Origin of the sequence: Neptuniibacter sp. QD29_5, assembly GCF_047778125.1 — a bacterium.
Lineage (GTDB): Bacteria > Pseudomonadota > Gammaproteobacteria > Pseudomonadales > Balneatricaceae > Neptuniibacter.
Genome location: NZ_CP180556.1, coordinates 2,064,067 through 2,084,953, shown reverse-complemented (window position 1 = coordinate 2,084,953; position 20,887 = coordinate 2,064,067). Strand labels below are relative to the sequence as shown.

The window sequence follows — 20,887 nt, the reverse complement described above, 5'->3', positions numbered from 1 at the left end:
TTAGACTTTATCGCTTTCCCTTTTATGCTGTTGTCTGTGCCTAAATTAGCTGGCGACTTAGACCTACTTCCTCAGGAAGTTTTATTTGATGGTTACGAATGGTATTTGTTAGGCGTTGGAATGATACTATTAGCTCCAGGGGTTATTTTCAGCTTCACAAAATATAAGCGATAAGAATAATTCAAAAAGATTAAAGGGATCGAAGCCCTTTAATTCTATTTTTCACATAATGTTATTTACTTGGAGCTGTGTTTAAAGCTTATTTATTATTGCCTGCGCATTACTGATCACTTTTTCCTCATTTCTGCCAATACCGCAGCTGTCGATGATGATGACGTCTTTAATGCCGATAAAGGCAAGGGTGTGCTGAATGTAGTCAGACACAAAATCAATGTCGGTACCTAGCTGCGTTCCACCCGAGCTTAAGATGACATAGGCTTTTTTATTTTTTAGTAAACCTTCCGGGCCTTTCTCTCCATAACGAAATGTTACTTTGGCTCTGGCTATCTGATCTATCCAGGCTTTAAATGCCGCAGGTACATGGAAATTATAGATTGGCAGGCCAATCACTAAAGTGTCTGCTTCCTTAAGTTCACTGATTAAAGCGTCTGAACAGGATAGTACGGATCGTTGTTCAGCAGTGCGCTCGTCAATGTCGGTGAGGTTTGCTTTTATCCAAGCCTCAGTGATAAGAGGAATACCGTTGGCCAAATCACGCGTTTTAACCGTCGTATGATTCTTATTTTTTAATGCTTCAATGAGATGGTCACTTAGTGTGCGGCTGTAAGAGCCTTTTTTTCGCATGCTGGCATCTATACGTAAAATTTTATTAATCATATTCTTCTCAATATTATGGGTGTGTGGCTGCAACAACGTTGCAACCATTTTGGAATGTATGAAAGTGATTAAGCGCCAAAGCCGCCGTCAATTGTATGTTGGGCACCGGTAATAAAACTTGCCTCATCGCTTGTGAGGTATGCCACCATGCCGGCAATTTCGCTAGCTTGAGCGTGACGTTTAATTGCCATGAAAGAGTGCATGGTTTCTTTCATTGGCCCATCTTTCGGATTCATTTCGGTATCTACGGGGCCTGGTTGAATATTATTTACGGTAATATTCCTGTCGCCTAAATCTCTTGCTAAACCACGAACTAACCCCTGCATAGCCGACTTTGTAAGAGCATAAGCAGTCCCACCTGCCATTGGCATTCGATCCGCGTTGACTGAGCCAATTACAATAATTCTGCCGCTTTGATTCATGCTTTTGGCCGCTTCTATACTTGCGTGATAAGGACTACGTACATTTACATCCAGCATGTGATCTATAGCCTCAGGGCTTTGCGTTAATGGGTTGCCCATGATCAATACGCCCGCAGCGATAATTAGGATGTCCAATGCGCCTTGATCTTGAATCACCGCGGCCAAGGCTTCGCGATTACTACTATCTACTTTAATAGGCTTAGCACCTGTATTGGCTGCCACTTCTGTTGCTGCATGATCGGAGTTTGCATAGGTGAAGCTAGTTGCAGCACCTTCTTGCTGTAAACGCGCTACCACCGCCGCACCAATGCCTCTGCTACCACCTAATACCAGCGCTTTTTTGTTTGTTAAGGTTGCCATATCTCTGTCTTTTCCTTTCGGTCTTCAAATTGCTATTGGGTCTGTCGTCAAGACACGTGGCTTACTATAATTATTGCTTAAATAAGTAAAAACATTGGTGCTGGTAAAAGACTTTTGCGTTTTTCAGAAATATAATGAAAATATGAATGAATTTAGCCAAATAAAAACCTTTGTGGCTTTAGTTGAGAGCGGTTCCATCAGTAAGGCAGCAGAGAAAATGGATGTTGCGGTTTCTGCTGTAAGTCGTCGATTAAAAGAACTGGAATCTAGTTTGGGTGTCCAGTTAATACAGCGTACGACGAGAAAAATGCATTTAACTGAAGTTGGCGAAAGGTTTTATCAACGTTGCGGCAAACTGTTGGATGACTTTGAGGAGGCCAAGCAAGAGGCTAGTAATGCCGCTACTTCTCTTAGCGGTACTCTAAAAATAGCTACGCCATTGAGCTTTGGTGTGGCACACCTTTCACCAGCGATTGCTGCCTTTATGCATTTACATCCTGAGGTCAAGATAGATCTGGATATGAGTGACAGGCGTGTCGATTTAGTTGAGGAGGGGATCGATTTGGCGATTCGCATCGGTACGTTGGAAGATTCTTCTCTCATGGCAAGAAAATTGGCTGTGGTACGTCATGTGGTTTGTGCATCACCTGAGTTCTTAACCCAATACGGTACGCCGAACAAACCGGAAGATTTGGCCGGGATGCCTGCGCTTTGCTACGGAAATTTAAGTCAGCCTGATATTTGGTATTTCCGTGATCAAGAAAATAACACTGGCAGTATTAAGGTGCCTTTGCGCATGCGCTCTACAAATGGCGATGCACTGGTGGAGGCTGCTGTAGCTGGTCTAGGTATTCTTTGCGAGCCTAGTTTTATTGTCCATGGCGCAGTGAAAAGGGGGGTATTAACCCCAGTTCTGACCGACTATCAGTGGTATGCAATGAATATTTATGCTGTGTATCCGCATACTAAACATGTGCCGGCACGTGTCAGAGCTTTTATCGATTTTCTCGCTTCGTATTTTGGAGATGAACCTTACTGGGAGCAATTCTTGGAGAACGGTACTGTTAACTAATCGTTTCTTGCTTGGAGGCGAATTAAAGAGGGAAAAATCTAAACAGAACGGCAGTTTTACTGCTCAAGCCGTGCCAAAGCATCTTTTAAAGCTTGCTCCTTATCCGTGCGAATGGCATTAGCCCATGCAGATAGTGATGGATTATGCTCACCATTGTCTGCTCCCCAGATAATCATCTCAAGCAGTACAGGAATAAGTGACTTGCCTTTGTCGGTTAGTCCATAGCGAATAATTCGACCATTATCAGGACACTTATGCTTTGTCAGTAAACCTGACTCCAATAGGTGTGTTAATCGCTTGGCTAATATATTGGTTGAGATGCCTTCTGCAGAATTTAGAAAGTCGCCATAAGTGCTTTTTTGATTAAACACTATGTCGCGAATGATCATCAGGCTCCATTGATCACCAAATATTTCAAGGCCAAAGTTTATCGGGCAGGATGAGCGTAATGTCTTTTTCATGAAGATAATATAACTACATTACTTGCAAAACGAAAGTTGTTGGATTAGCTTTATATTACTTTCGTTTTGCAAGTGATTTGTCTGCAAAGTCTTTAAAGGAATTAAAGGAATTAAAGGAAACGTTCTATGAAGCTGTATTTAATTAATGGTTCGCCTAATGGCAGAAAAGTGCTTTCCGTTGTTCGTCATTTGGGGTTGACGCCTGAATTGATTTGGCTGGATATCTTTGCAGGTGATACGCAAACTGAGGAATACTTGAAGCTGAACCCAAACGGTCTGTCACCCACTCTGGCGGATAACGAGGTTGTTCTTTGGGAGTCTAATGCAATTAATACTTACTTATGCGAAACCACGACTAATCAGAGTTTGTTGCCTGTGCATGCTGCAGGAAAGGCGGAGGTATTAAAATGGCTGTGCTGGGAGCTCGCTCATTTTAACAAAGCGCTAGGTGTTATTGCTTTTCAAGCCGTGGCTAAGCCTTCTTTTGGGCTAGGTGAGACTAATCAGGCAATCGTTGATTTTTATACAGAAGAATTTAATCGCTATGGTCCCGTGCTTGAAAAGCATTTAGAAGATCGTGAGTTTATTGTGGGTGATGACTGGACACTTGCGGACTATGCACTAGGTCATGTTGAAATGTTTCAAGCAGCAATGCCTATTGAATGGGAGCGCTTTCCGAATATTGTTCGTTTTTATGATCGTATAAGAGGAAATACTCATTGGGCTTCGACTCAGGCAGCGCCTGATAGTATAGGTAGGAAGCCAGCAGATTAAATATGAATTTAAGGAAGCCATAGATTAAAGGGGGCCAGGTTAAAGAAGTCAAAGCCCTTTAATTCACTTCGCACCGCTGCGTTAAGCGTTAGGAATAGTCGAATATGGAAGAACTAGTAGCAATAGCAGCAATATTCGTGTTTCTTGTATTTTTTGTGAATATCAAGGTTACTCGGGTTATTGCGCGATCAGTAGGTTCAACGAAGAACGAGAGAGTATTATCTTATCTAGTAGTTTGGTTTATTCCTTTACTGGGGGTGCTACTAGTACCTAAAAAGATTTTGCCAAGCTTGCATACTAAGGCTGATGGCACTTGTTCCTCGGGTGGTTCAGATGGAGGATGCTCTGGAGGGGATTGTGGATAAACCGGTCATTACCTGTTAAATCGCATACCAAACATGAGTATTTTCTTCCTTTATTATTAAGCTATCCATTAATTGGATAGTTTGAGAGACGTTATAGAGCAATAAGGTTATGCGTACGTAGATCAATCTCGTCTATTGGATGGGTTATTCAATAATATTCTATTGGTTAAATACTACTACGGTATTAACGGACTAGATGGTTTAGAGCTTTCTGCTTTTAGATCTCGCAGCCACGCTTTTATTTCCCAAAGCGTTATATACATCCAAACTTCGTCTATTTCTTCTGGATGCATGTCAGGTTGGGGGGAGGCAAGTTTAGGGTCGCAGCTATATTCATTTGCGCGACCTCCGTTGTAACAGTACATGTTTTCATAACTTCGAGTTTTGGTTATCTCATTTGCTTTTCCTGAGCATCCAACCAATGAAATCAATAGAAATGGAAGGTAGAACCACTGCCCCATACGATTATTCATGCGCACTCATCCTATGATAGCTTTATGCGCGGACTACATACTCGCTTGGAGTCAGTATAGTTATTGAACGATGAATTAGAAAAACAATTGAACGATCAAAGCTCTTTTCTTACCTAACCGCCTAAACTACTTATTGAAGATAGGGAGGATTCGATATGAGTGTTGATCAGATTACGGCGTTCTTTGGCTGGGGTTCAATTTTAAGTATTGCTGTTCTCCTTTTTACTACGCTGGCTTTGATGCTCATGCGCTCGTTGGTTATTCCTCTGCATTCAAGGTTGCTGGGCGTTAGTGAGGAGCACTTGCCTGCTTTGTACTTTAAATACTTAGCCAATTTTAAATTGCTGTCGTTATGCCTGTTTATTATTCCTTACCTGTCGTTAAAGCTGATGGGCTATTGAAGCAAGACTCTCACTGTCGAAATAAATACAACAATTGAGAAATTGACAATGACAGCCACATCCGAGACGATGGTTTTATGAGCATCAAACAAGATCATTACGTAGCACGAATTATCATTATTCCTTAGGAATGGTGGGATACTTGATGCGCTAAATTTATTAAACCCACCCTTAGAGGTGGGTTTATTGTTTCTACCTCTTGGGAATATTAAATAGGGAGTACCCATGAGGAAGGTCGCAGTTTTTGGTAAGCCCGGAAGTGGCAAATCTACCTTGAGTAAAACTTTGGCAAAGGTAACGGGTTCGCCACTTCATCAACTCGATTCACTGTTCTATCAGAAAAGTGGCGAGCCCGTCGCAAGTGAATTCTTCGATAAGGTCCACGAAGATATATTGGTCTTTGATAGTTGGATCATCGATGGTTTAGGCCCTTTGGGTGCTTTTAAAAAGCGTTTAGATGCGGCAGATACATTGGTGTATATCGATCTTCCTTATCCCACGAGTTATTGGTTTGTTACTAAGCGGCTGCTTAACGGGTTGTTTATAAAGCCTGAAGGGTGGCCAGAGGGTAGTTCATTGCTGAAAGGTACTCTCCAGAGTTTTAAAATGCTGCGCTTATCACCTTCGTTTTGGAACGATGATTTTCGTGCGGAGATAGCAGATAAAGCGAAGCATAAGTCTGTTGTTGTGATCCGAAGTGTTGCAGAACTAAACGCGTATATGGAGGCGCATGCGAGATAAGATGATTAAATGGCCAGCCATTATTAAGTATCACGGCGACAACGAACTTTCTTATATTTCCAGCGGAGCTGAATGGGAGACTGATCAAGGCCTTTCTACCGCTTGTTATGATGCAGACGACCGCTTGATTGATTCGGACGGTGTGGTGTTTTCTATAGCAAGTAGGGCAGGTAGCATCACTGTTCCAACAGCAATTGAAGAACGTTTGGAGCTAGGAGATATGGAGGATTTAGTCAGAGTACATTTCTCTTCTGTTGGGGAATGCTGCGTGTCTAAGTTTTCTATTAGCTCAATTGCTGAAGGAATTACTACTGTCGGCCAGTTTGAAGAGAGCTGACATCTAGGAATAATCGAGTCAGGGTAGAATTATTCTATTTGCTGCGCTGAAAGCAGCATACCAAAATTATAAAAACGGTTAGGAATGAACATGATCAAAAGAATCACTGGTGCAGCCTCTCTTTGTGCAGCGATGTTGCTGAGTACTTCTGCTTTTGCGGTTGAGCCAATTCAGCTGAACGGTAAATCTTACGCTTATAACAGCAGCGAAGAGTTCACACACTCTTACTTCAATAATGCAGAACAAGATAAAGAAAACTGGAACGAAAAGGTTTCTGTGATTTTCTCATCTAGCACACGCAGTGAAGATGACCTTGAAGAATTAGCTAACGATTTACGTGACGGATACTCTCAGAACGGCCGTTTGGTAAAAGCTATTAAAATAGAGGCTAAAGATGGTGCTTCAACTAAGTTCGTTGTGGTTGGTGTAATGTCTGGTGAAGAGGTGGCTGAAGGGGTTATGGCCCGTGCCAGCCTTGTCGATGGCCACAGTGTTGTTTTGATGTATTCGCATAGGTTTTACAACGAAAATCGCGAGAAAGGCTTAATCGAGTGGTTTGAAGCGAACGGCTACAATATGGAAAAAGAGCTGATCGATTTTGCTGCAATTCCTGATAGAGCTGAATTTGCTGCAAAATAGACAACCATCTTTTTTTTAAGCTAGTTAATACTTATCTAGTTCAAAAAAAGCGGGCGACCTGTGTTGAGCAGTCGCCCGTTTTTTTGTAACAGTGGTAGTTTAAGGTTTTGCTCGGTTACGAGTTCGCCTGAACCAAGGGGGGCAAGACGGGAGATTTACGAAAGGCAAAGCTACTGCATAAGTTTAATCTTACCCGTTTAAATCAATATGCTTGGTTAAGTAATCAATAAAACAGCGAACCCTGGCACTTACTGCTTTGTCGGCGTAAAAAACCAGATGAATTGGAATGGGGGTGTCTATTAGCTCGTTTTCTAATAAGGAGATTAACCTTCCTGCTTTAAGATCTTCCTTAACTGTGAAGGCTGAAAGGCAGGCAATACCACTGTTTTTAAGTGCTAATTGCCTCAGCGTCTCGCCGCTATCAGCAAGTACTGATGGCTCGATTAAGACAGGTTCATCATTTGTTCCCTTAATCGGCCAAGAGTTTAGCTTTTTCGCTTTTGAAAAGCCTAAACATGCGTGCTTGCGCAGGTCTTCAGGTGATCTAGGAAAACCGTGTTTTTGAAGGTATTCAGGTGAAGCGTAAATACCGCGCGTTGTTGTTCCTAACTTTTTAGCTTTCAAACTGGAGTCATCTAATTCTCCAATGCGAAGTGCAAGATCTACCTTTCTCTCAATCAAGTTAATATTGGACTCAGTTGATTCAAGTTCCACCGTTACTTCTGGATACAGTTGGTTGAACCTAGGGATCAGAGGTGCAATTGCATGTAAGGTAAATGGCGTAGCAGCATCGATTCTTACTACCCCACTAGGTTGTTGCCCTTCTTCTATAAAGTAGCGTTCTATATCGGCTAGACGTGCGCGAATCTCTGATGTGTGCTGGAAAAGCCACTCACCTTCCGACGTTACTTCGACGTTGCGTGTGGTTCTATGAAATAAGCTGCATTGCAGTTTTGATTCGAGTTTTTTTATACCCCGGCTGATGGCCGGTGCTGCTTGGTTGAGGTGCTCAGCCGCTAGCGTAAAACTCTTATGTTCAGCGACCGCTGAAAACATAACTAATTCTTCAAAAGAAAATTTCATCAGTACTTAGATCGTCGAGATTCTATTGATAACAATTATGTTAATAGAATTGTTACTTTGTAAACATTTAAGTAAATGGAGAAAGAAATAAAATTCAAAGGGAAATCTGATCGATTAATCAGATCTACTTAGAATTGGAGAAGTGAATGAAAAGGGTCGATGTTCAGAAAGTACAACCGGAAGCTTATCGCAGTATGTTTGGAGTAGAGAGCTACCTGGCTGGTTCAAGTTTATCTCCTAAGTTACAAGCGTTAGTCCGTCTGCGAGTTTCTCAGATTAATCGTTGTTCATATTGCCAAACCCTACATTCGCAAGAGGCGCAAAACAAAGGAGTAACAGATTTAGAACTTACCGCTTTGGCATATTGGAAAGGCGCGGAACTGTTTGACCCTAAGGAGCGAGCGGTATTAGCGATGGCTGAAGCAATGACGAAACTTACTGAAGAGGGGGTTTCTAACGAAATTTATAACGATGTCGCAAGCGTTCTGTTAGATGAAGAAATTGCGCAATTAATCGTCCTAGTTGCAACTATGAATGCTTGGAACCGCATAGGGGTAGCTACAGCGAGTCGTCATTAAAGCTTTTTGTTACCTGTAAAGCCTATTCGAAATAATAAAGGATGCTTTATGAAAAATAAGAAATCGATTTGCGATGCCATCATTCTAGTTCTGGTAATACTGTTTATGCCAAAAGTAGCGATAGCGCATCAGGTAGATGGTGGAATTGAGCGGCAGCTATTAAGTTCATCTGCTTTACCAAATCTGCCAGGTCATAAATTAACTTCTATGATTGTTGAATTTGGGCCTGGAAGTTCAGCACCAGCACATCGTCATGACGCTTTTTTGTTTGTCTATGTATTGAGTGGGTCTGTCTTATCTCAGCTCAATCAGGATGAAGCAATTGTGTACCACGCAGGTGACAGTTGGGTTGAATCTCCGACTGATATACATACACAAACAACAAATATGAGTGAGACTGAAACAACAAAATTATTAGTCGTTTTTATAGCAGAGGAGCGAGCTAAATTATCGAGTTCAAGGCTTAAAACCCGTTCAGAACTCTGACGTAATCGTTTAATTGTGATCGCGATAGGTTTTCTGGTTGTAGCTTGTCAGCGATACCCAAAACCATTTGAAGCTGGGGTAGATGGTCTTTGTCTTCTTCGCTGAGTGTTTTAGCGTCATCAGAATTAAGGTATTGGCCGATGCTACCTGTGGTCAGGGTTATCAGTAAAGCCTTAGCGTTTAGTTAGGTAGTGTTTTACTGAGATCATTCTTCCTGATAAGTTCCGTTATCTCTATGGGAAATATGACCTTTTTCTCCACCAAATATTCCTTTCAATATGGTTGCTTAGCTGGATAAGCAATTTTTTGCCTATTTTGCGAATGCAGATTCCAGCCTATAGATCCTTATTAGTCTTTAGTATTGCTTAGGTGTTAAGAAATGCTCTGTAACGCTTAATCATTCTTTATGTCGTGGGATTAGCGTACTGAGATCTGAATTCTCTTTGATAATTGCAGTTTAAAGCGAAATTTTGAGCGTAATTTTGCTTATTACTCGAATTCGGATAAGCAATATTTTGCCTACTCATAATAGAGGTCGTGTTATGGTTTTTTTAACTGTTTGTTTTTAAATGATTAAATTTGTTTTTGGCTTTCTGGCATATCCATTGCTATACAGAATGGGTGTAACTCAAACTTTATAAAAAACCTCAAACTGGAGAAGGGTAAGAGGATGACAATAACAAAACGCACTTTTATTAAAGGTATGGGCGTAGCCCTAGCAATGAGTACAGCTATGGGCGCTGCAGGTCTGGCACAGGCTGATGACAAGCGCTCTTACATTTTGGCTACAGCGTCTACTGGCGGTACTTACTACCCAGTAGGTGTAGCGTTGGCGACACTAACTAAAGTTAAGCTAGAGCCAAAACATAAAATTTCTATGTCTGCGATTAACTCAGCAGGTTCGGGTGAGAACGTTAAACTGTTGGGCGAAAACGAAGCTCAGTTCGCGATTCTACAAGGTCTTTACGGCGCGTGGGCTTGGAATGGTGAAGGGCGTTTAAAAGAGACTGGCGCTAATAAAAACCTTCGTTCTGTAACTATGCTATGGCAGAACGTTGAGCAGTTTGTGGTTAAAAGTGACCTAGCTAAGACTGGCACAATTTCTGACATTACCGCTTTTGAAGGTAAAAAATTCTCAATTGGTAAAAAGAATTCTGGTACAGAAGGTTCTGGCCGCACAATCCTTGGCAATCTAGATGTTAACGTTGATGGCTTTAATCTAGCGCATATGGGTTACGGTGCATCTGCTGATGCTCTTCAGAACGGTACAATCGAAGGCATGAACATCCCATCAGGTGTTCCAACCTCTGCGATTACTCGTGCGTATGCTGCACTAGGTAGCGATATTACTGTTCTTAACTTTACTGACGAGCAGATTAAAGAAGCGAACGGTGGTTACCAGCTTTGGACTCGTTATGAGATCCCAGCGAACACTTATCCAGGTCAAACTAAAGCGATCAACACAATGGCGCAGCCTAACTTCCTAGCGGTACGTGACGATGTATCCGACGAAGATGTTTACCTGCTGACTAAAACTGTTTACGAAAACCTACCGTTCCTAAATGGTATCCATAAAGCGACTAAGGCGATGGCACTAGAAAAAGCGATCGCAGGTCTTCCTGTACCACTACACCCAGGTGCAGCGCGTTACTACAAAGAGAAAGGTATCAACATACCTGCGCACCTAATGGCGAAATAAGCTGAAGAGACTATTCTTCAGAGGAACTAAATGTTGGTGGCGTGGTCATTTAGTTTAGTTCCCAGCTTTTAGGTTCGACCCGGTGCAGACTCAGTTACCAGCGAGACTGAGATCTGCACCACCCTAATTCCTATATTACGATCATGGTCATCCGAGCTCGGAAGGGGAGCGGCTGGCTGTAATATCAGCGTGAGCGATCAGAAAGCATGGCTACAGAAACTTCTGTTACCGACCAGGAAGTCAGTGAAAAATTAAAAGGGCTAGAGTTAGCACAGCGTCCAGAACAGTCGCTAACAGGGCGAGCGGTTTATTGGATTGGCGTAATGTTCGCCATAGCTCATATCTATTTCAATACTCTGGGTACTTGGTCAGAGCTTTATGTCTCTGCCATCCACTTTGGCGGTTTTGCGCTGATGTGTGGTTTGATGGTGCCGATGTTCAAAGGCGGTAGCGAGGCTAAACAGAAGCTTGGTTTAGTGTTGGATGTATTGTTAGGCATCGCCGCTATTGTCTGTGCCCTTTATCTTATCGGTTTTGAAGATGCGCTTTATGACCGAGGTGTGAAGTTTGCCCAGTGGGATTGGGTCTTCTCTGTGTGCGCAATATTTATTGCATTAGAAATGGCGCGTAGAACAACTGGGTGGTTTATCCCTTGTTTAATTCTTGCCGCGCTGACTTATGTATTTTGGTGGGGTAAGTATATCGATGGCATCTTCGGTTTTGCCGGATTGAGCCTTGAGACTCTACTATATCGATCTTATTTCTCTTCAGAAGGTATGTTCGGTCAGATCGCGCGTATCTCCTGGACCTATGTGTTTATGTTTATCCTGTTCGGTGCTTTCCTAGTTAAATCCGGTGCAGGTGATTTTATTATTGATCTATCCCGCTGTGCAGCCGGCCGATTTGTTGGTGGCCCTGGTTTCGTAGCGGTATTGGGTTCTGGCCTAATGGGATCTGTATCAGGTTCTTCTGTAGCAAATACCGTATCTACGGGTGTAATCACTATCCCTCTTATGAGAAAGGCGGGTTTCCCTGCACGGTTCTCAGCCGGGGTTGAGGCCGCAGCATCCACGGGTGGGCAGTTAATGCCTCCGGTTATGGGTGCTGGTGCGTTTATTATGGCGTCTTACACTCAGATCTCTTATCTGGATATCATTGCCATTGCTGCACTTCCTGCGTTGTTGTACTTCCTATCCGTGGGCTTCTTTGTTCGTGTTGAAGCAAAACGAAGCCATGCTCATGCGGTTGAGTTAGATACACGCCCGATTGGTGAAGTATTTAAAGAAGGTTGGCACTTCCTGCTTCCTTTGGTTGTATTGGTCGCGCTGCTTATCTATGGCTTTACACCTACCTATGCGGCAGGCCTATCAATTATCTCGGTAATCGTTTCATCTTGGTTATCTAAGAACCCAATGGGGCCTCAAGCAATTTTGGATGCTTTAGCGCAAGGCTCTAAAAACATGGCGACCACTGCAATGCTACTGATCTCAGTTGGATTGGTTGTAAACGTTGTTGCTATGACCGGTATCGGTAATACCTTCTCTCTAATGGTGACGGATTGGGCGAGCGGCAGCTTGTTCATTACCTTGGTATTGGTTGCTTTAGCATCGCTGATCTTAGGTATGGGCTTGCCTGTAACGGCGGCTTATATCGTATTAGCAACGCTTTCTGCTCCAGCGTTATATGGCTTGATGGCCGAAAGCCGACTGCTAGATATGATTGTTGAAGGTACATTGCCAGAAGCAGCTAAAACCATCTTTATGTTGGTGGATATGGAGAAGGTTGCTTTGCTATCTGCGCCTATGGCGGAAGCCGATGCCAAAGCGCTACTTGATCTAGTACCTGCGGACTTTAAAGGTCAGCTTTTAGAGCAAGCGATGGCACCTGAAGTGTTGGCGATGATTCTATTATCTGCACACATGATTATCTTCTGGTTGTCGCAAGACTCTAACGTTACGCCACCGGTTTGCTTAACGGCGTTTGCAGCAGCTGCAATCGCAAAAACACCGCCAATGGCGACAGGCTTCACTGCTTGGAAGGTAGCGAAAGGTTTGTATATCGTGCCGCTTCTATTTGCTTATACCAACTTTATCGGTGGTACAGCGATGGAGGTGTTCAGCATCTTTATCTTTGCTGTCTTTGGTTTGTATGCCTTTGTTGGCTTTATGGAAGGCTATTTAGAAGGGAAGTTGAATATTGTTCTGCGTATAATCTGTGGCGCTCTGGCAGTTGCTTTGCTTTGGCCGCATGGTGAAGTGCTGATCAATCTTGTTGCTGCGGCACTGTTCGCTGTGATCTTTATGTATAGCCGTCGTTTTGCTGATTCAGAAGGTAGTGCTGCATAGCGCTGCCTTCGAGTACTGACTTAAGGGATATTAGGTGTGAGCCTGACTTCAGATAAAAAAATATATGATTTCATTGTCATTGGTGGAGGCATTCTAGGGATGTCGACTGCTTGGCAATTACAGAAAAAATATCCAGGCAAATCGGTCTTGGTAATAGAAAAAGAGTCCAGTGCGGCTCAACATCAAACGGGTCATAACTCGGGTGTTATTCATGCTGGTGTCTATTACAAACCGGGCAGCTTAAAGGCGCGTTTCTGTAAAGAAGGTAACGTTGCAACGAAAGCGTTTTGTCGTGAACACGATATTCCGTTTGATGAATGCGGAAAGCTGTTGGTAGCGACCAACCAGAAAGAGCTAGAGCGCATGCAGGCACTTGTTGGTCGCTGTGCTGAAAATGGCATCGAAATAGAAGTGCTGGATCAAGCACAACTGCGCGAGCGTGAACCTAATATTACCGGTGTAGGTGCCATCTTTGTGCCTTCTACAGGTATTGTTTGCTACACACAAATCTCTAGTAAGATGGGTGAATTGGTAGAACAAGCGGGTGGTGAAGTTCGCTTTAATACACGTGTAACAGGTATTGAAGAGTTCGCGGATCGCGTGACTATTTTTGCGGAAACTGAGCGCTTCCAAGGACGCTTTTTGGTGAGCTGTTCTGGGCTGCAGTCTGATCGTATTGTTGAGATGATGGGGTTAGAACCTGACTTCCGTATCATTCCATTCCGTGGTGAATACTATCTGTTAGATGAGCAACACAATCAGATTGTTAACCATCTAATCTATCCGATCCCTGATCCTGATCTTCCGTTCTTGGGCGTGCATTTAACTCGTATGATCGATGGTACGGTAACCGTCGGTCCTAACGCCGTATTAGCGTTCAAACGTGAAGGTTACAAAAAGACGGATATCAGTTTGAAAGATAGTTTCCAGATGCTTACCTATCCGGGGATGATTAAACTGCTATTCAAGCACTTCAAGGCAAGTATGACTGAGTTGAAAAACTCAATTTCGAAACCGGGCTATCTAAAACTGGTTCAGAAATACTGCCCGTCTTTAACATTAGACGATATGAAGGAGTACCCAGCGGGTATTCGTGCTCAAGCTGTTTCTAAAAATGGGGATGTTATCGATGACTTCTTATTTATGAATACGAGTAGGGCATTAGCGGTATGTAATGCTCCATCCCCAGCTGCAACTTCTGCTATCCCGATTGGTCAGCATATTGTTGAGCAGGTGAGTGTGTTAGTAGAGAAGTAAAGCTCTTATTGCCTACAACGGGCTTTATACGTCGAAGCGTGTGAAGCCCGCACTTTTTTGATGGCGTTGACCAAAGTTTTCTGCTTGGTTATCGTACTCTTGACGGAGTTGATAATTAGCCAACATTAACTCCTTACAAATCTTGCACCATTCTTTGGCGTCAGGCTTACCGAGTTGGTCTAGCTGTTCTTTGCTTGGTTGACCATTCGTTGCGATGATTGTTTCCGTGCAATTCTTACAATATTCCATTACTTTTCCCACCATCTAATTTAATTCTTTGTATTTGTAATCACGTTGCAGCTTAGTCGCTAACTCTAGATTTTGTTATTAGAAAATTTCTTAATTTGATGGCCTTTCGACTTTTTGAAGAGTTAACGTGCTAGTGTTTCAGTTAACTACATTTTTCCCATAAGCGAATAAACAAGGGTATGTAATGAGCTTTATAGCGTTATCGTTTATCTCTGTTTTTCTCTTTATTTTGTTTTGGCAACTGCGACAGCGAAAGGTTAAAAAGAAGCGTAGTGAACTTATCGAAAGTTACGTTTTTCCTGAACGATTGACAGTAGAGCTTCGAAAGCGTTATCCACATCTGTCTGATACGGATTGTGACAAGGTGATGGAAGGGTTAAAGGAATTCTTTCTAATCAGCCTGGCGACAAAAAACAGAGCGATAGCTATGCCATCTCAGGCAGTAGATGTGGTGTGGCATGAGTTTATTTTGTTTACCCGTGATTATGATTTGTTCTGTTCTAGAGCGCTTGGACGATTTCTGCATCACACTCCAGCAGAAGCGATGACAAAACCAACTCAAGCGCAAGAAGGGATTAAACGGACTTGGAAACATTCTTGTAAACGCGAGGGGATAGATCCTAAGGCTCCGACACGTCTGCCTCTGTTATTCGCGATGGATGCTGAACTAAAAATTGAAGATGGCTTCACCTACCAATTAAATTGCAAAGGCCGTGAAAACGATGGCTACTGTGCCAGTCATATAGGATGTGGCGGCGGTGGGTGTAGCTCAAATGGTGACTCTGGCTGTGGAGGAGGCTGCGGCGGGGATTAGGGGTGCCGCACATCAATGCCTTTAGGTCTCCGCGCTGTCCAATAGTGTTTTTGCCAATAGGGGTTATCTAATCGACTAATGATCACTCCTTTACTGGTAGAGGCGTGTAGGAACTGGCCTTCCTGAACATAAATGCCTACATGTCTTTGTTTATAGCCTGTTTGAAAGAAGACTAAATCGCCTGCTTTTAACTGGCTTTTAGGAATATTAGAACCACTGACAAGTTGATCACGGGTCATACGTGGAATATCTAAACCAAACTGATCTCTATATGTGACTTGGGTAAATGCGGAGCAATCAATACCTGATCTATTGTTTCCACCGAGACGGTATGGTGTTCTTGCCCAGTTCTTATATTGATCAAGTAATGCTTGGCTTACAGGTGAGTTAGCCTGGATAGATACAGGTGGAGTAGATGATTGTTTTAACGTGCTTGAGCAACCGCTTAAAAGAAAACCGGTTAGTAAAAGAACGATAGGAGTATAAAATTTCATCAAATTCTACCTTCTTTTCGCTTAGATCAGGGTTGCGAACAGTATAACCCCAACTAAAATTTACAAAAGCTTAAAACCGTTTGGCTTTCGCGCTGTAACTGCCTATTATGCGCACCTATTTTACCCAGCCCTAGAAAGCGAAGAGTTCATGACAGAAGATTTTCAGGTCGGCCAACGTTGGTACAGTTACACAGAAGCTGAATTAGGTTTAGGTGTAGTCACTGAATTGGTTAATCGCAGTGTAACAATTTTTTTCCCAGCGATCGGTGAAGAGCGTACTTACGCGCAAAGCAATGCTCCTTTGAGTCGTATTGTGTATCCGATTGGCGATCAGATCTCCGATGATGATGGTCTGTCTATCACTGTTACTGAACATCAAGAAAGTAAAGGCTGTGTTATCTATTTTGGTGATGATGCCGAAGGTAACGAACAGATTATTCATGAAGCGTCTTTAGAAAGTGCGGTTCATTTTAGTAAACCTTATGAGCGTTTATTTGCAGGGCAGATCGACAAACTTCGTCACTACGAACTTCGTCAAGAAACACTTAAACTGCAACATAAGCATCATAATTCCGCTGCTTATGGTTTGATCGGTCCTCGCGTTCAATATTTACCACACCAGTTTTATATTGCTTCTGAAGTCGGTAAGCGTACAGCCCCACGTGTATTGCTAGCCGATGAAGTAGGTTTGGGTAAAACCATCGAAGCCGGTTTAATTCTTCATCAACAGCTTGTGTCTGGTTTAGCGAGCCGAGTTCTAATTGTTGTTCCTGATAGTTTGATTCACCAGTGGCTGGTGGAGATGTTGCGTCGCTTTAACCTGCATTTCTCTATTTTGGATGAAGGTCGTTGCGCTGAGAGTGAAGGCAACCCATTTGAGTCAGCACAATTGGTGTTAAGCCCATTGTCACTGTTTACTCAGCATGAGAAACATCTTGAACAAGCGGTAGCAGCGGGTTGGGATCTGATGGTGGTGGACGAAGCTCATCACTTAGGTTGGAGTGAAGAGGGTGCAAGCCATGCTTATACCTGTATTGAAAGCCTAGCGCAGCACGTAAAAGGTCTGTTGTTGTTGACTGCAACGCCTGAGCAGTTGGGCATTGAAAGTCACTTTGCACGCTTACGCTTGCTAGATCCAGATCGCTACTATGATCTGCAGAAGTTTATTGAAGAAGAGCAAGCATTCAAATGTGTGAACCAGCTAATTGAAACGCTACAAAACCCAGAAGGTTGGGATAAAGCGTTACAAGATGAAGAGTTTACTGTGCTCTTGCACCAGTATCTGGGCGATGAGATGGCTGATCATCTGGAAGTTCATAAAGATGATGATTCTGAAGAGCGCGAACAGTTAATTGAGAAAACAGTACGTACCTTGTTAGATCAGCACGGTACAGGCCGAGTGCTTTTCCGTAACACACGTGAAAGTGTTCAAGGTTTCCCAGAACGTAAACTTCATAGCTATGAACTACCACTGCCTGATGCATATAAGGAAGTGATTGCAGATGCGCCAATGGAGCGTCAGCTGCACCCTGAATCTTTGATCGGTAATGGTGAAGGTTCTGCTTGGTTATTAGAAGATAACCGTGCCGATTGGTTGATTAAATGGCTGGAAGATTTCAAAGGTGAGAAGGTTCTAGTGATTTGTGCTCACGCGCAAACGGCAATCACATTGGAAAAACAGCTACGCTTATTTGAAGGTAAGCGGACTGCATTGTTCCACGAAGGCATGAGCCTTGTTGAGCGTGACCGTGCAGCGGCTTACTTCGCTGATTCTGAGCAGGGGGCTCAGCTTCTGATCTGTTCTGAGATTGGTAGTGAAGGTCGTAATTTCCAGTTTGCGCATCACATGGTGATGTTCGATTTGCCTATGAACCCGGATCTACTGGAGCAGCGTATTGGTCGCCTTGACCGTATTGGTCAACTTCAAGATGTAAATATCCATGTACCTTACTTTGCTGACAGTGCGCAATCTGTGTTGCTGCGTTGGTACGCAGAGGGTTTAGGTGCGTTCGAACAGGTATGCCCAACGGGGCAGTCACTGTTACAGAAATATGCCGCTCAGTTACATGAGTGCATGGAAAACCCGCTTGATCAGACTACCGTTGATTCACTAATCGACGAAACGGCTCAGACGCAAGCAGCGTTGCTGGCTGAGTTGCAGGAAGGCCGTGATCGTTTGCTCGAGCTGAACTCCTGTAATGCTGGTATGGCTGAAGAGCTGTTAGATGCGGTTGAAGAAGACAGTCAGCCGGGCAAGTTAGCCTCCTTTATGGGACGTATTTTTGATCACTTTGGTGTTGAACAAGAAACTACAGGCATTAATGGTGTGATCCTCCATCCTGGTGATCATATGCTGAATAGTCATTTCCCAGGCTTACCAAGTGACGGTATGACTGCTACTTTCCAGCGTAACGAAGCACTGTCTCGTGAAGATATGCATTTCCTAAGCTGGGAGCACCCAATGGTTTCTGGTGCAATGGAGGTGATGCTAGAGGGCAGTTACGGTAGCTCAACCCTTTGTACAATGAAGCTTCTACCACTGAAAGCGGGTAGCTTGCTGATTGAAGCTGTTTTCAGAATACATTCCATTTCTGATCGTTCTCTACAGTTGCAACGTTATCTGCCAGATGCGTGTGTACGTCGTGTAATTGATAGTAGCGGAAATGATCTGACCGGTGTTATTACCGAACAGCACTTCGCTACATTGGGTAAGCGTGTAGGTAAGAATGTTGCTTATAACTTGGTAAAACATACCCGTGATGAGATTACCGAGCTAGTTGCTAAGCTGGAAGAGCAGGTTGGACAAACTGAAGCGGATCTATTGGCGCAAGCAAAAGAATCCATTGCTGAACAGATGGAAACAGAGCTAGATCGATTAAAGGCGCTGGCTAAGGTAAATCCAAATATCCGTGATGAAGAGCTAGAGGCTCTAACCATTCGCGAAGAAGATCTTTTAGCTGCTGTTGATGGTGCGTCATTGAAGATGGATTCCATTCGTATCGCAGTGGTAACGCACGAGTAATCAATAGAGCTTGGCTCGAGAGTGATCGTATAAAGCCCTAAAGTAGAGATGTTTTGGGGCTTTTTTATATCATCAACATCCGTTCCCACAATTACTTGATCTTGAACAAGTAAATACCGCATACCATTGCATACAATTGCTCAACGAAACTAGGGCGGGAGTTCGGTTTGCCTCGTTGCTTAGTTATTAATTATTTTTCTTAAGTTTATTTCTCCACTAGCCAAGGAGGGGTCATGTTCCGGTCTCTAGCTAATTTAATAGATACAGTTTTAAGAACTTGCGGTTTTAAAACGCTTAATAGTCAATTCACCTTGTCATACGCGTTGGTATTTATACTAGCAGCGTCTTCAGGGATCAGTCTTTACTTCAGCATGTCGATCAACCCTCAGACCATTGATATGGCGGGTCGTCAGCGCATGTTGAGCCAAAAAATTGCAAAAGAAGCTCTTTTGGTTGCCGCTAATGTTGAGCAGCAAACCACGCTGCGTAAAACCATGGAACTATTCGAGTCTTCTCATAAAACGATCATGATGGGTGACGCAGCATTGGGTATGAACCCAATTACAGATCCAACTATCGTGAAGCAGATGCAGCACGTTGATCAGTTGTGGGGTAGTTATAAAACTTTGATTAACAACCATGTTGATCAACCAAGTGATACCACGCTTGCTGAAATTACAAAGCAATCACCGGTCATCCTTAAGGAGATGAACAAAGCAGTTGGAATGCTAACGAAACAAGCAAGTGCGACCAGTATGAATCAACTATTGATCGCGTTTTTCTGTGTAGTGGGTATTTTACTGTTAGTTGTGTTTGGCCGAGTATTTGGTTTAAGCATGCTAATGAATAACATCAAACGTTTAAACGCACGTATGGTGGAAGTAGGTCAGGGCAACTTCTCGCATCGTTTTGATATTACCCATACTGATAATGAAATTGGACAGATGTTCAATGCCTACAACAACATGCTGAACCATGTAGGTGATCTTCTGAGGACTGTACAGACAGTAGCGCGAAATACTGAACGTCATGTAACTAACGTTGTGGATGCTACCTCTGATGCGAGCAATGGTGTAAGCCGTCAATACGAGGATATTGAACTGGTTGCTGCAGCGATGACTGAGATGAGCGCAACAGTGCAGGAAGTTGCAAATAATGCCGTTGAGGCAGAACAAGCAGCACAAGAGACCGACACCCATGCTAAGAGTGGTGGTGATGTGGTTGGTCAATCCGGCAACCAAGCGCAAGAGATGCTCGAGATGCTAAACAAAACAGCATCGGCTATTAAGGAACTTGAAGCTGAAACGCTTGCGGTTGGTAATGTAACTTCTGTGATAAATGACATTGCAGAGCAGACAAACCTTTTGGCGTTGAACGCGGCAATCGAGGCGGCACGTGCAGGTGATCAGGGCCGAGGCTTCGCAGTTGTTGCGGATGAAGTACGCACCTTGGCACAGCGTACACAGCAATCCACTCAAGAGATTCAGCAGATTATCGAACGTTTACAGAGCAAAGCGGAATCTGCAGTATCTTCCATGGGTGTAAGTACCGATCTTGCGGATCGTAGTAGTGAGCTTGCAAACTCTGCAGCAGCAGTGCTGGAGCAGATTATCTCGTCTGCGAATACGATCTCTTCAATGAACACTATGATCTCTACTGCTGCAGAGGAGCAGTCTTCTGTAGCAGCGGATATTGATCATCGTGTAGTAAATATCTCTGATATTGCGGGCCAAACTAAGCGCGATACTGATCGTGTGGTTGAAGCAACAGATCAAATTCGTAGAGAAGCGCACGAACTTAATCAGTTAGTGATGAAGTTTCAGCTCTGACCTGAATAAGTAAAAACTAATCAAAAATGCCACCCTTGAGGTGGCATTTTTTTTGGCGCTTTACAGTTAAAATTCTGAAAGCAGGAAAATGCATAAGAACTTAACTTTTCGTTTATCTGGGATCTGTTGTTCCAGTGGTGCTAAAAATT

At 43.3% G+C, this 20,887-nt stretch carries 22 protein-coding genes; 15 read left to right on the top strand and 7 right to left on the bottom strand.

The genetic code is table 11. The features are described from left to right. Window positions 1–252: 252 nt before the first annotated feature. The gene (locus ACMXYR_RS09750) at window positions 253–837 is read right to left on the bottom strand and encodes an FMN-dependent NADH-azoreductase (RefSeq protein ID WP_415901415.1); all 585 of its coding nucleotides are present in this window, start codon (window positions 835–837) and stop codon (window positions 253–255) included. Between the two features lie 68 nt (window positions 838–905). Then, window positions 906–1,619, bottom strand: coding sequence for an SDR family oxidoreductase (gene bdcA, locus ACMXYR_RS09745; protein ID WP_415901414.1), 714 nt, complete (start codon window positions 1,617–1,619; stop codon window positions 906–908). Between the two features lie 142 nt (window positions 1,620–1,761). Here bdcA and ACMXYR_RS09740 point away from each other — a divergent pair, with 142 nt between their 5' ends. Beyond that, the gene (locus ACMXYR_RS09740) at window positions 1,762–2,691 is read left to right on the top strand and encodes a LysR family transcriptional regulator (RefSeq protein ID WP_415901413.1); all 930 of its coding nucleotides are present in this window, start codon (window positions 1,762–1,764) and stop codon (window positions 2,689–2,691) included. A 56-nt stretch (window positions 2,692–2,747) separates the two neighbouring features. On the opposite strand, the gene ACMXYR_RS09735 is transcribed toward ACMXYR_RS09740, so the two are convergent. After that, window positions 2,748–3,152 carry a winged helix-turn-helix transcriptional regulator gene (locus ACMXYR_RS09735; protein ID WP_415901412.1) on the bottom strand — a complete coding sequence of 135 codons (405 nt, stop codon included), beginning with the start codon at window positions 3,150–3,152 and terminating at the stop codon, window positions 2,748–2,750. A gap of 126 nt (window positions 3,153–3,278) precedes the next feature. Between ACMXYR_RS09735 and ACMXYR_RS09730 the strand changes: the two genes are divergently transcribed. After that, on the top strand, window positions 3,279–3,926 hold the full coding sequence (locus ACMXYR_RS09730; RefSeq protein WP_415901411.1) for a glutathione S-transferase family protein: 648 nt from the start codon (window positions 3,279–3,281) through the stop codon (window positions 3,924–3,926). A 104-nt stretch (window positions 3,927–4,030) separates the two neighbouring features. Continuing rightward, a complete protein-coding gene (locus tag ACMXYR_RS09725) occupies window positions 4,031–4,291 on the top strand; it encodes a hypothetical protein (protein ID WP_415901410.1) in 261 nt (86 codons plus the stop codon). Window positions 4,292–4,467: 176 nt separating this feature from the next. Here ACMXYR_RS09725 and ACMXYR_RS09720 read toward each other — a convergent pair whose 3' ends face one another. Beyond that, the gene (locus tag ACMXYR_RS09720) at window positions 4,468–4,764 is read right to left on the bottom strand and encodes a hypothetical protein (protein WP_415901409.1); all 297 of its coding nucleotides are present in this window, start codon (window positions 4,762–4,764) and stop codon (window positions 4,468–4,470) included. 155 nt (window positions 4,765–4,919) lie between these two features. Here ACMXYR_RS09720 and ACMXYR_RS09715 point away from each other — a divergent pair, with 155 nt between their 5' ends. The 4 genes from ACMXYR_RS09715 to ACMXYR_RS09700 all read left to right on the top strand — a co-directional run bounded on the left by ACMXYR_RS09715 (window position 4,920) and on the right by ACMXYR_RS09700 (window position 6,882). Continuing rightward, on the top strand, window positions 4,920–5,165 hold the full coding sequence (locus ACMXYR_RS09715; protein WP_415901408.1) for a DUF6868 family protein: 246 nt from the start codon (window positions 4,920–4,922) through the stop codon (window positions 5,163–5,165). A 225-nt stretch (window positions 5,166–5,390) separates the two neighbouring features. Then, window positions 5,391–5,906 (top strand): adenylate kinase, encoded by a 516-nt coding sequence (locus tag ACMXYR_RS09710; RefSeq protein WP_415901407.1) that lies wholly within the window; start codon window positions 5,391–5,393, stop codon window positions 5,904–5,906. Then, window positions 5,896–6,243: a DUF4144 family protein gene (locus ACMXYR_RS09705; protein ID WP_415901406.1), complete on the top strand. Its 348-nt coding sequence runs from the start codon at window positions 5,896–5,898 to the stop codon at window positions 6,241–6,243. The genes ACMXYR_RS09710 and ACMXYR_RS09705 overlap by 11 nt, the downstream gene beginning before the upstream one ends. Before the next feature lie 90 nt (window positions 6,244–6,333). Continuing rightward, entirely contained in the window at window positions 6,334–6,882 is a 549-nt protein-coding gene (locus tag ACMXYR_RS09700; protein ID WP_415901405.1) for a hypothetical protein, read from the top strand. 189 nt (window positions 6,883–7,071) lie between these two features. Here ACMXYR_RS09700 and ACMXYR_RS09695 read toward each other — a convergent pair whose 3' ends face one another. Further along, window positions 7,072–7,938: a LysR substrate-binding domain-containing protein gene (locus ACMXYR_RS09695; protein WP_415901404.1), complete on the bottom strand. Its 867-nt coding sequence runs from the start codon at window positions 7,936–7,938 to the stop codon at window positions 7,072–7,074. Window positions 7,939–8,111: 173 nt separating this feature from the next. On the opposite strand from ACMXYR_RS09695, the gene ACMXYR_RS09690 reads away from it, so the two are divergent. From ACMXYR_RS09690 to lhgO, 5 genes are all read left to right on the top strand, one after another. After that, entirely contained in the window at window positions 8,112–8,543 is a 432-nt protein-coding gene (locus ACMXYR_RS09690) for a carboxymuconolactone decarboxylase family protein (RefSeq protein WP_415901403.1), read from the top strand. A 48-nt stretch (window positions 8,544–8,591) separates the two neighbouring features. Then, window positions 8,592–9,029, top strand: a complete 438-nt coding sequence (locus ACMXYR_RS09685; protein WP_415901402.1) for a cupin domain-containing protein — start codon at window positions 8,592–8,594, stop codon at window positions 9,027–9,029. Between the two features lie 670 nt (window positions 9,030–9,699). Beyond that, window positions 9,700–10,728, top strand: coding sequence for a TAXI family TRAP transporter solute-binding subunit (locus ACMXYR_RS09680; protein WP_415901401.1), 1,029 nt, complete (start codon window positions 9,700–9,702; stop codon window positions 10,726–10,728). Window positions 10,729–10,934: 206 nt separating this feature from the next. After that, window positions 10,935–13,073 carry a TRAP transporter permease gene (locus ACMXYR_RS09675; protein WP_415901400.1) on the top strand — a complete coding sequence of 713 codons (2,139 nt, stop codon included), beginning with the start codon at window positions 10,935–10,937 and terminating at the stop codon, window positions 13,071–13,073. 60 nt (window positions 13,074–13,133) lie between these two features. Further along, complete coding sequence (gene lhgO / locus ACMXYR_RS09670; RefSeq protein ID WP_415903641.1) at window positions 13,134–14,330, top strand: L-2-hydroxyglutarate oxidase; 1,197 nt, start codon at window positions 13,134–13,136, stop codon at window positions 14,328–14,330. 24 nt (window positions 14,331–14,354) lie between these two features. On the opposite strand, the gene ACMXYR_RS09665 is transcribed toward lhgO, so the two are convergent. Continuing rightward, window positions 14,355–14,579: a hypothetical protein gene (locus ACMXYR_RS09665; RefSeq protein ID WP_415901399.1), complete on the bottom strand. Its 225-nt coding sequence runs from the start codon at window positions 14,577–14,579 to the stop codon at window positions 14,355–14,357. A gap of 184 nt (window positions 14,580–14,763) precedes the next feature. Here ACMXYR_RS09665 and ACMXYR_RS09660 point away from each other — a divergent pair, with 184 nt between their 5' ends. Further along, window positions 14,764–15,393 (top strand): glycine-rich domain-containing protein, encoded by a 630-nt coding sequence (locus tag ACMXYR_RS09660; RefSeq protein WP_415901398.1) that lies wholly within the window; start codon window positions 14,764–14,766, stop codon window positions 15,391–15,393. Here the strand turns inward: ACMXYR_RS09660 and ACMXYR_RS09655 are convergent. Then, window positions 15,390–15,887, bottom strand: coding sequence for an NlpC/P60 family protein (locus tag ACMXYR_RS09655; RefSeq protein ID WP_415901397.1), 498 nt, complete (start codon window positions 15,885–15,887; stop codon window positions 15,390–15,392). The two genes, ACMXYR_RS09660 and ACMXYR_RS09655, sit on opposite strands and share 4 nt — an antisense overlap. A gap of 148 nt (window positions 15,888–16,035) precedes the next feature. On the opposite strand from ACMXYR_RS09655, the gene rapA reads away from it, so the two are divergent. Together rapA and ACMXYR_RS09645 are read left to right on the top strand one after the other, a co-directional pair. After that, window positions 16,036–18,909 (top strand): RNA polymerase-associated protein RapA, encoded by a 2,874-nt coding sequence (rapA, locus tag ACMXYR_RS09650; protein WP_415901396.1) that lies wholly within the window; start codon window positions 16,036–16,038, stop codon window positions 18,907–18,909. A 233-nt stretch (window positions 18,910–19,142) separates the two neighbouring features. After that, window positions 19,143–20,738, top strand: a complete 1,596-nt coding sequence (locus ACMXYR_RS09645) for a methyl-accepting chemotaxis protein (protein WP_415901395.1) — start codon at window positions 19,143–19,145, stop codon at window positions 20,736–20,738. Window positions 20,739–20,887 lie beyond the last annotated feature (149 nt).

What these genes read in the sequence shown, in the direction of transcription:
- ACMXYR_RS09750 (WP_415901415.1), bottom strand. Translation starts at nt 837, where the DNA reads ATGATTAATAAAATTTTACGTATAGATGCCAGCATGCGAAAAAAAGGC.
- bdcA (WP_415901414.1), bottom strand. Translation starts at nt 1,619, where the DNA reads ATGGCAACCTTAACAAACAAAAAAGCGCTGGTATTAGGTGGTAGCAGA.
- ACMXYR_RS09740 (WP_415901413.1), top strand. Translation starts at nt 1,762, where the DNA reads ATGAATGAATTTAGCCAAATAAAAACCTTTGTGGCTTTAGTTGAGAGC.
- ACMXYR_RS09735 (WP_415901412.1), bottom strand. Translation starts at nt 3,152, where the DNA reads ATGAAAAAGACATTACGCTCATCCTGCCCGATAAACTTTGGCCTTGAA.
- ACMXYR_RS09730 (WP_415901411.1), top strand. Translation starts at nt 3,279, where the DNA reads ATGAAGCTGTATTTAATTAATGGTTCGCCTAATGGCAGAAAAGTGCTT.
- ACMXYR_RS09725 (WP_415901410.1), top strand. Translation starts at nt 4,031, where the DNA reads ATGGAAGAACTAGTAGCAATAGCAGCAATATTCGTGTTTCTTGTATTT.
- ACMXYR_RS09720 (WP_415901409.1), bottom strand. Translation starts at nt 4,764, where the DNA reads ATGAATAATCGTATGGGGCAGTGGTTCTACCTTCCATTTCTATTGATT.
- ACMXYR_RS09715 (WP_415901408.1), top strand. Translation starts at nt 4,920, where the DNA reads ATGAGTGTTGATCAGATTACGGCGTTCTTTGGCTGGGGTTCAATTTTA.
- ACMXYR_RS09710 (WP_415901407.1), top strand. Translation starts at nt 5,391, where the DNA reads ATGAGGAAGGTCGCAGTTTTTGGTAAGCCCGGAAGTGGCAAATCTACC.
- ACMXYR_RS09705 (WP_415901406.1), top strand. Translation starts at nt 5,896, where the DNA reads ATGCGAGATAAGATGATTAAATGGCCAGCCATTATTAAGTATCACGGC.
- ACMXYR_RS09700 (WP_415901405.1), top strand. Translation starts at nt 6,334, where the DNA reads ATGATCAAAAGAATCACTGGTGCAGCCTCTCTTTGTGCAGCGATGTTG.
- ACMXYR_RS09695 (WP_415901404.1), bottom strand. Translation starts at nt 7,938, where the DNA reads ATGTTTTCAGCGGTCGCTGAACATAAGAGTTTTACGCTAGCGGCTGAG.
- ACMXYR_RS09690 (WP_415901403.1), top strand. Translation starts at nt 8,112, where the DNA reads ATGAAAAGGGTCGATGTTCAGAAAGTACAACCGGAAGCTTATCGCAGT.
- ACMXYR_RS09685 (WP_415901402.1), top strand. Translation starts at nt 8,592, where the DNA reads ATGAAAAATAAGAAATCGATTTGCGATGCCATCATTCTAGTTCTGGTA.
- ACMXYR_RS09680 (WP_415901401.1), top strand. Translation starts at nt 9,700, where the DNA reads ATGACAATAACAAAACGCACTTTTATTAAAGGTATGGGCGTAGCCCTA.
- ACMXYR_RS09675 (WP_415901400.1), top strand. Translation starts at nt 10,935, where the DNA reads ATGGCTACAGAAACTTCTGTTACCGACCAGGAAGTCAGTGAAAAATTA.
- ACMXYR_RS09665 (WP_415901399.1), bottom strand. Translation starts at nt 14,579, where the DNA reads ATGGAATATTGTAAGAATTGCACGGAAACAATCATCGCAACGAATGGT.
- ACMXYR_RS09660 (WP_415901398.1), top strand. Translation starts at nt 14,764, where the DNA reads ATGAGCTTTATAGCGTTATCGTTTATCTCTGTTTTTCTCTTTATTTTG.
- ACMXYR_RS09655 (WP_415901397.1), bottom strand. Translation starts at nt 15,887, where the DNA reads ATGAAATTTTATACTCCTATCGTTCTTTTACTAACCGGTTTTCTTTTA.
- rapA (WP_415901396.1), top strand. Translation starts at nt 16,036, where the DNA reads ATGACAGAAGATTTTCAGGTCGGCCAACGTTGGTACAGTTACACAGAA.
- ACMXYR_RS09645 (WP_415901395.1), top strand. Translation starts at nt 19,143, where the DNA reads ATGTTCCGGTCTCTAGCTAATTTAATAGATACAGTTTTAAGAACTTGC.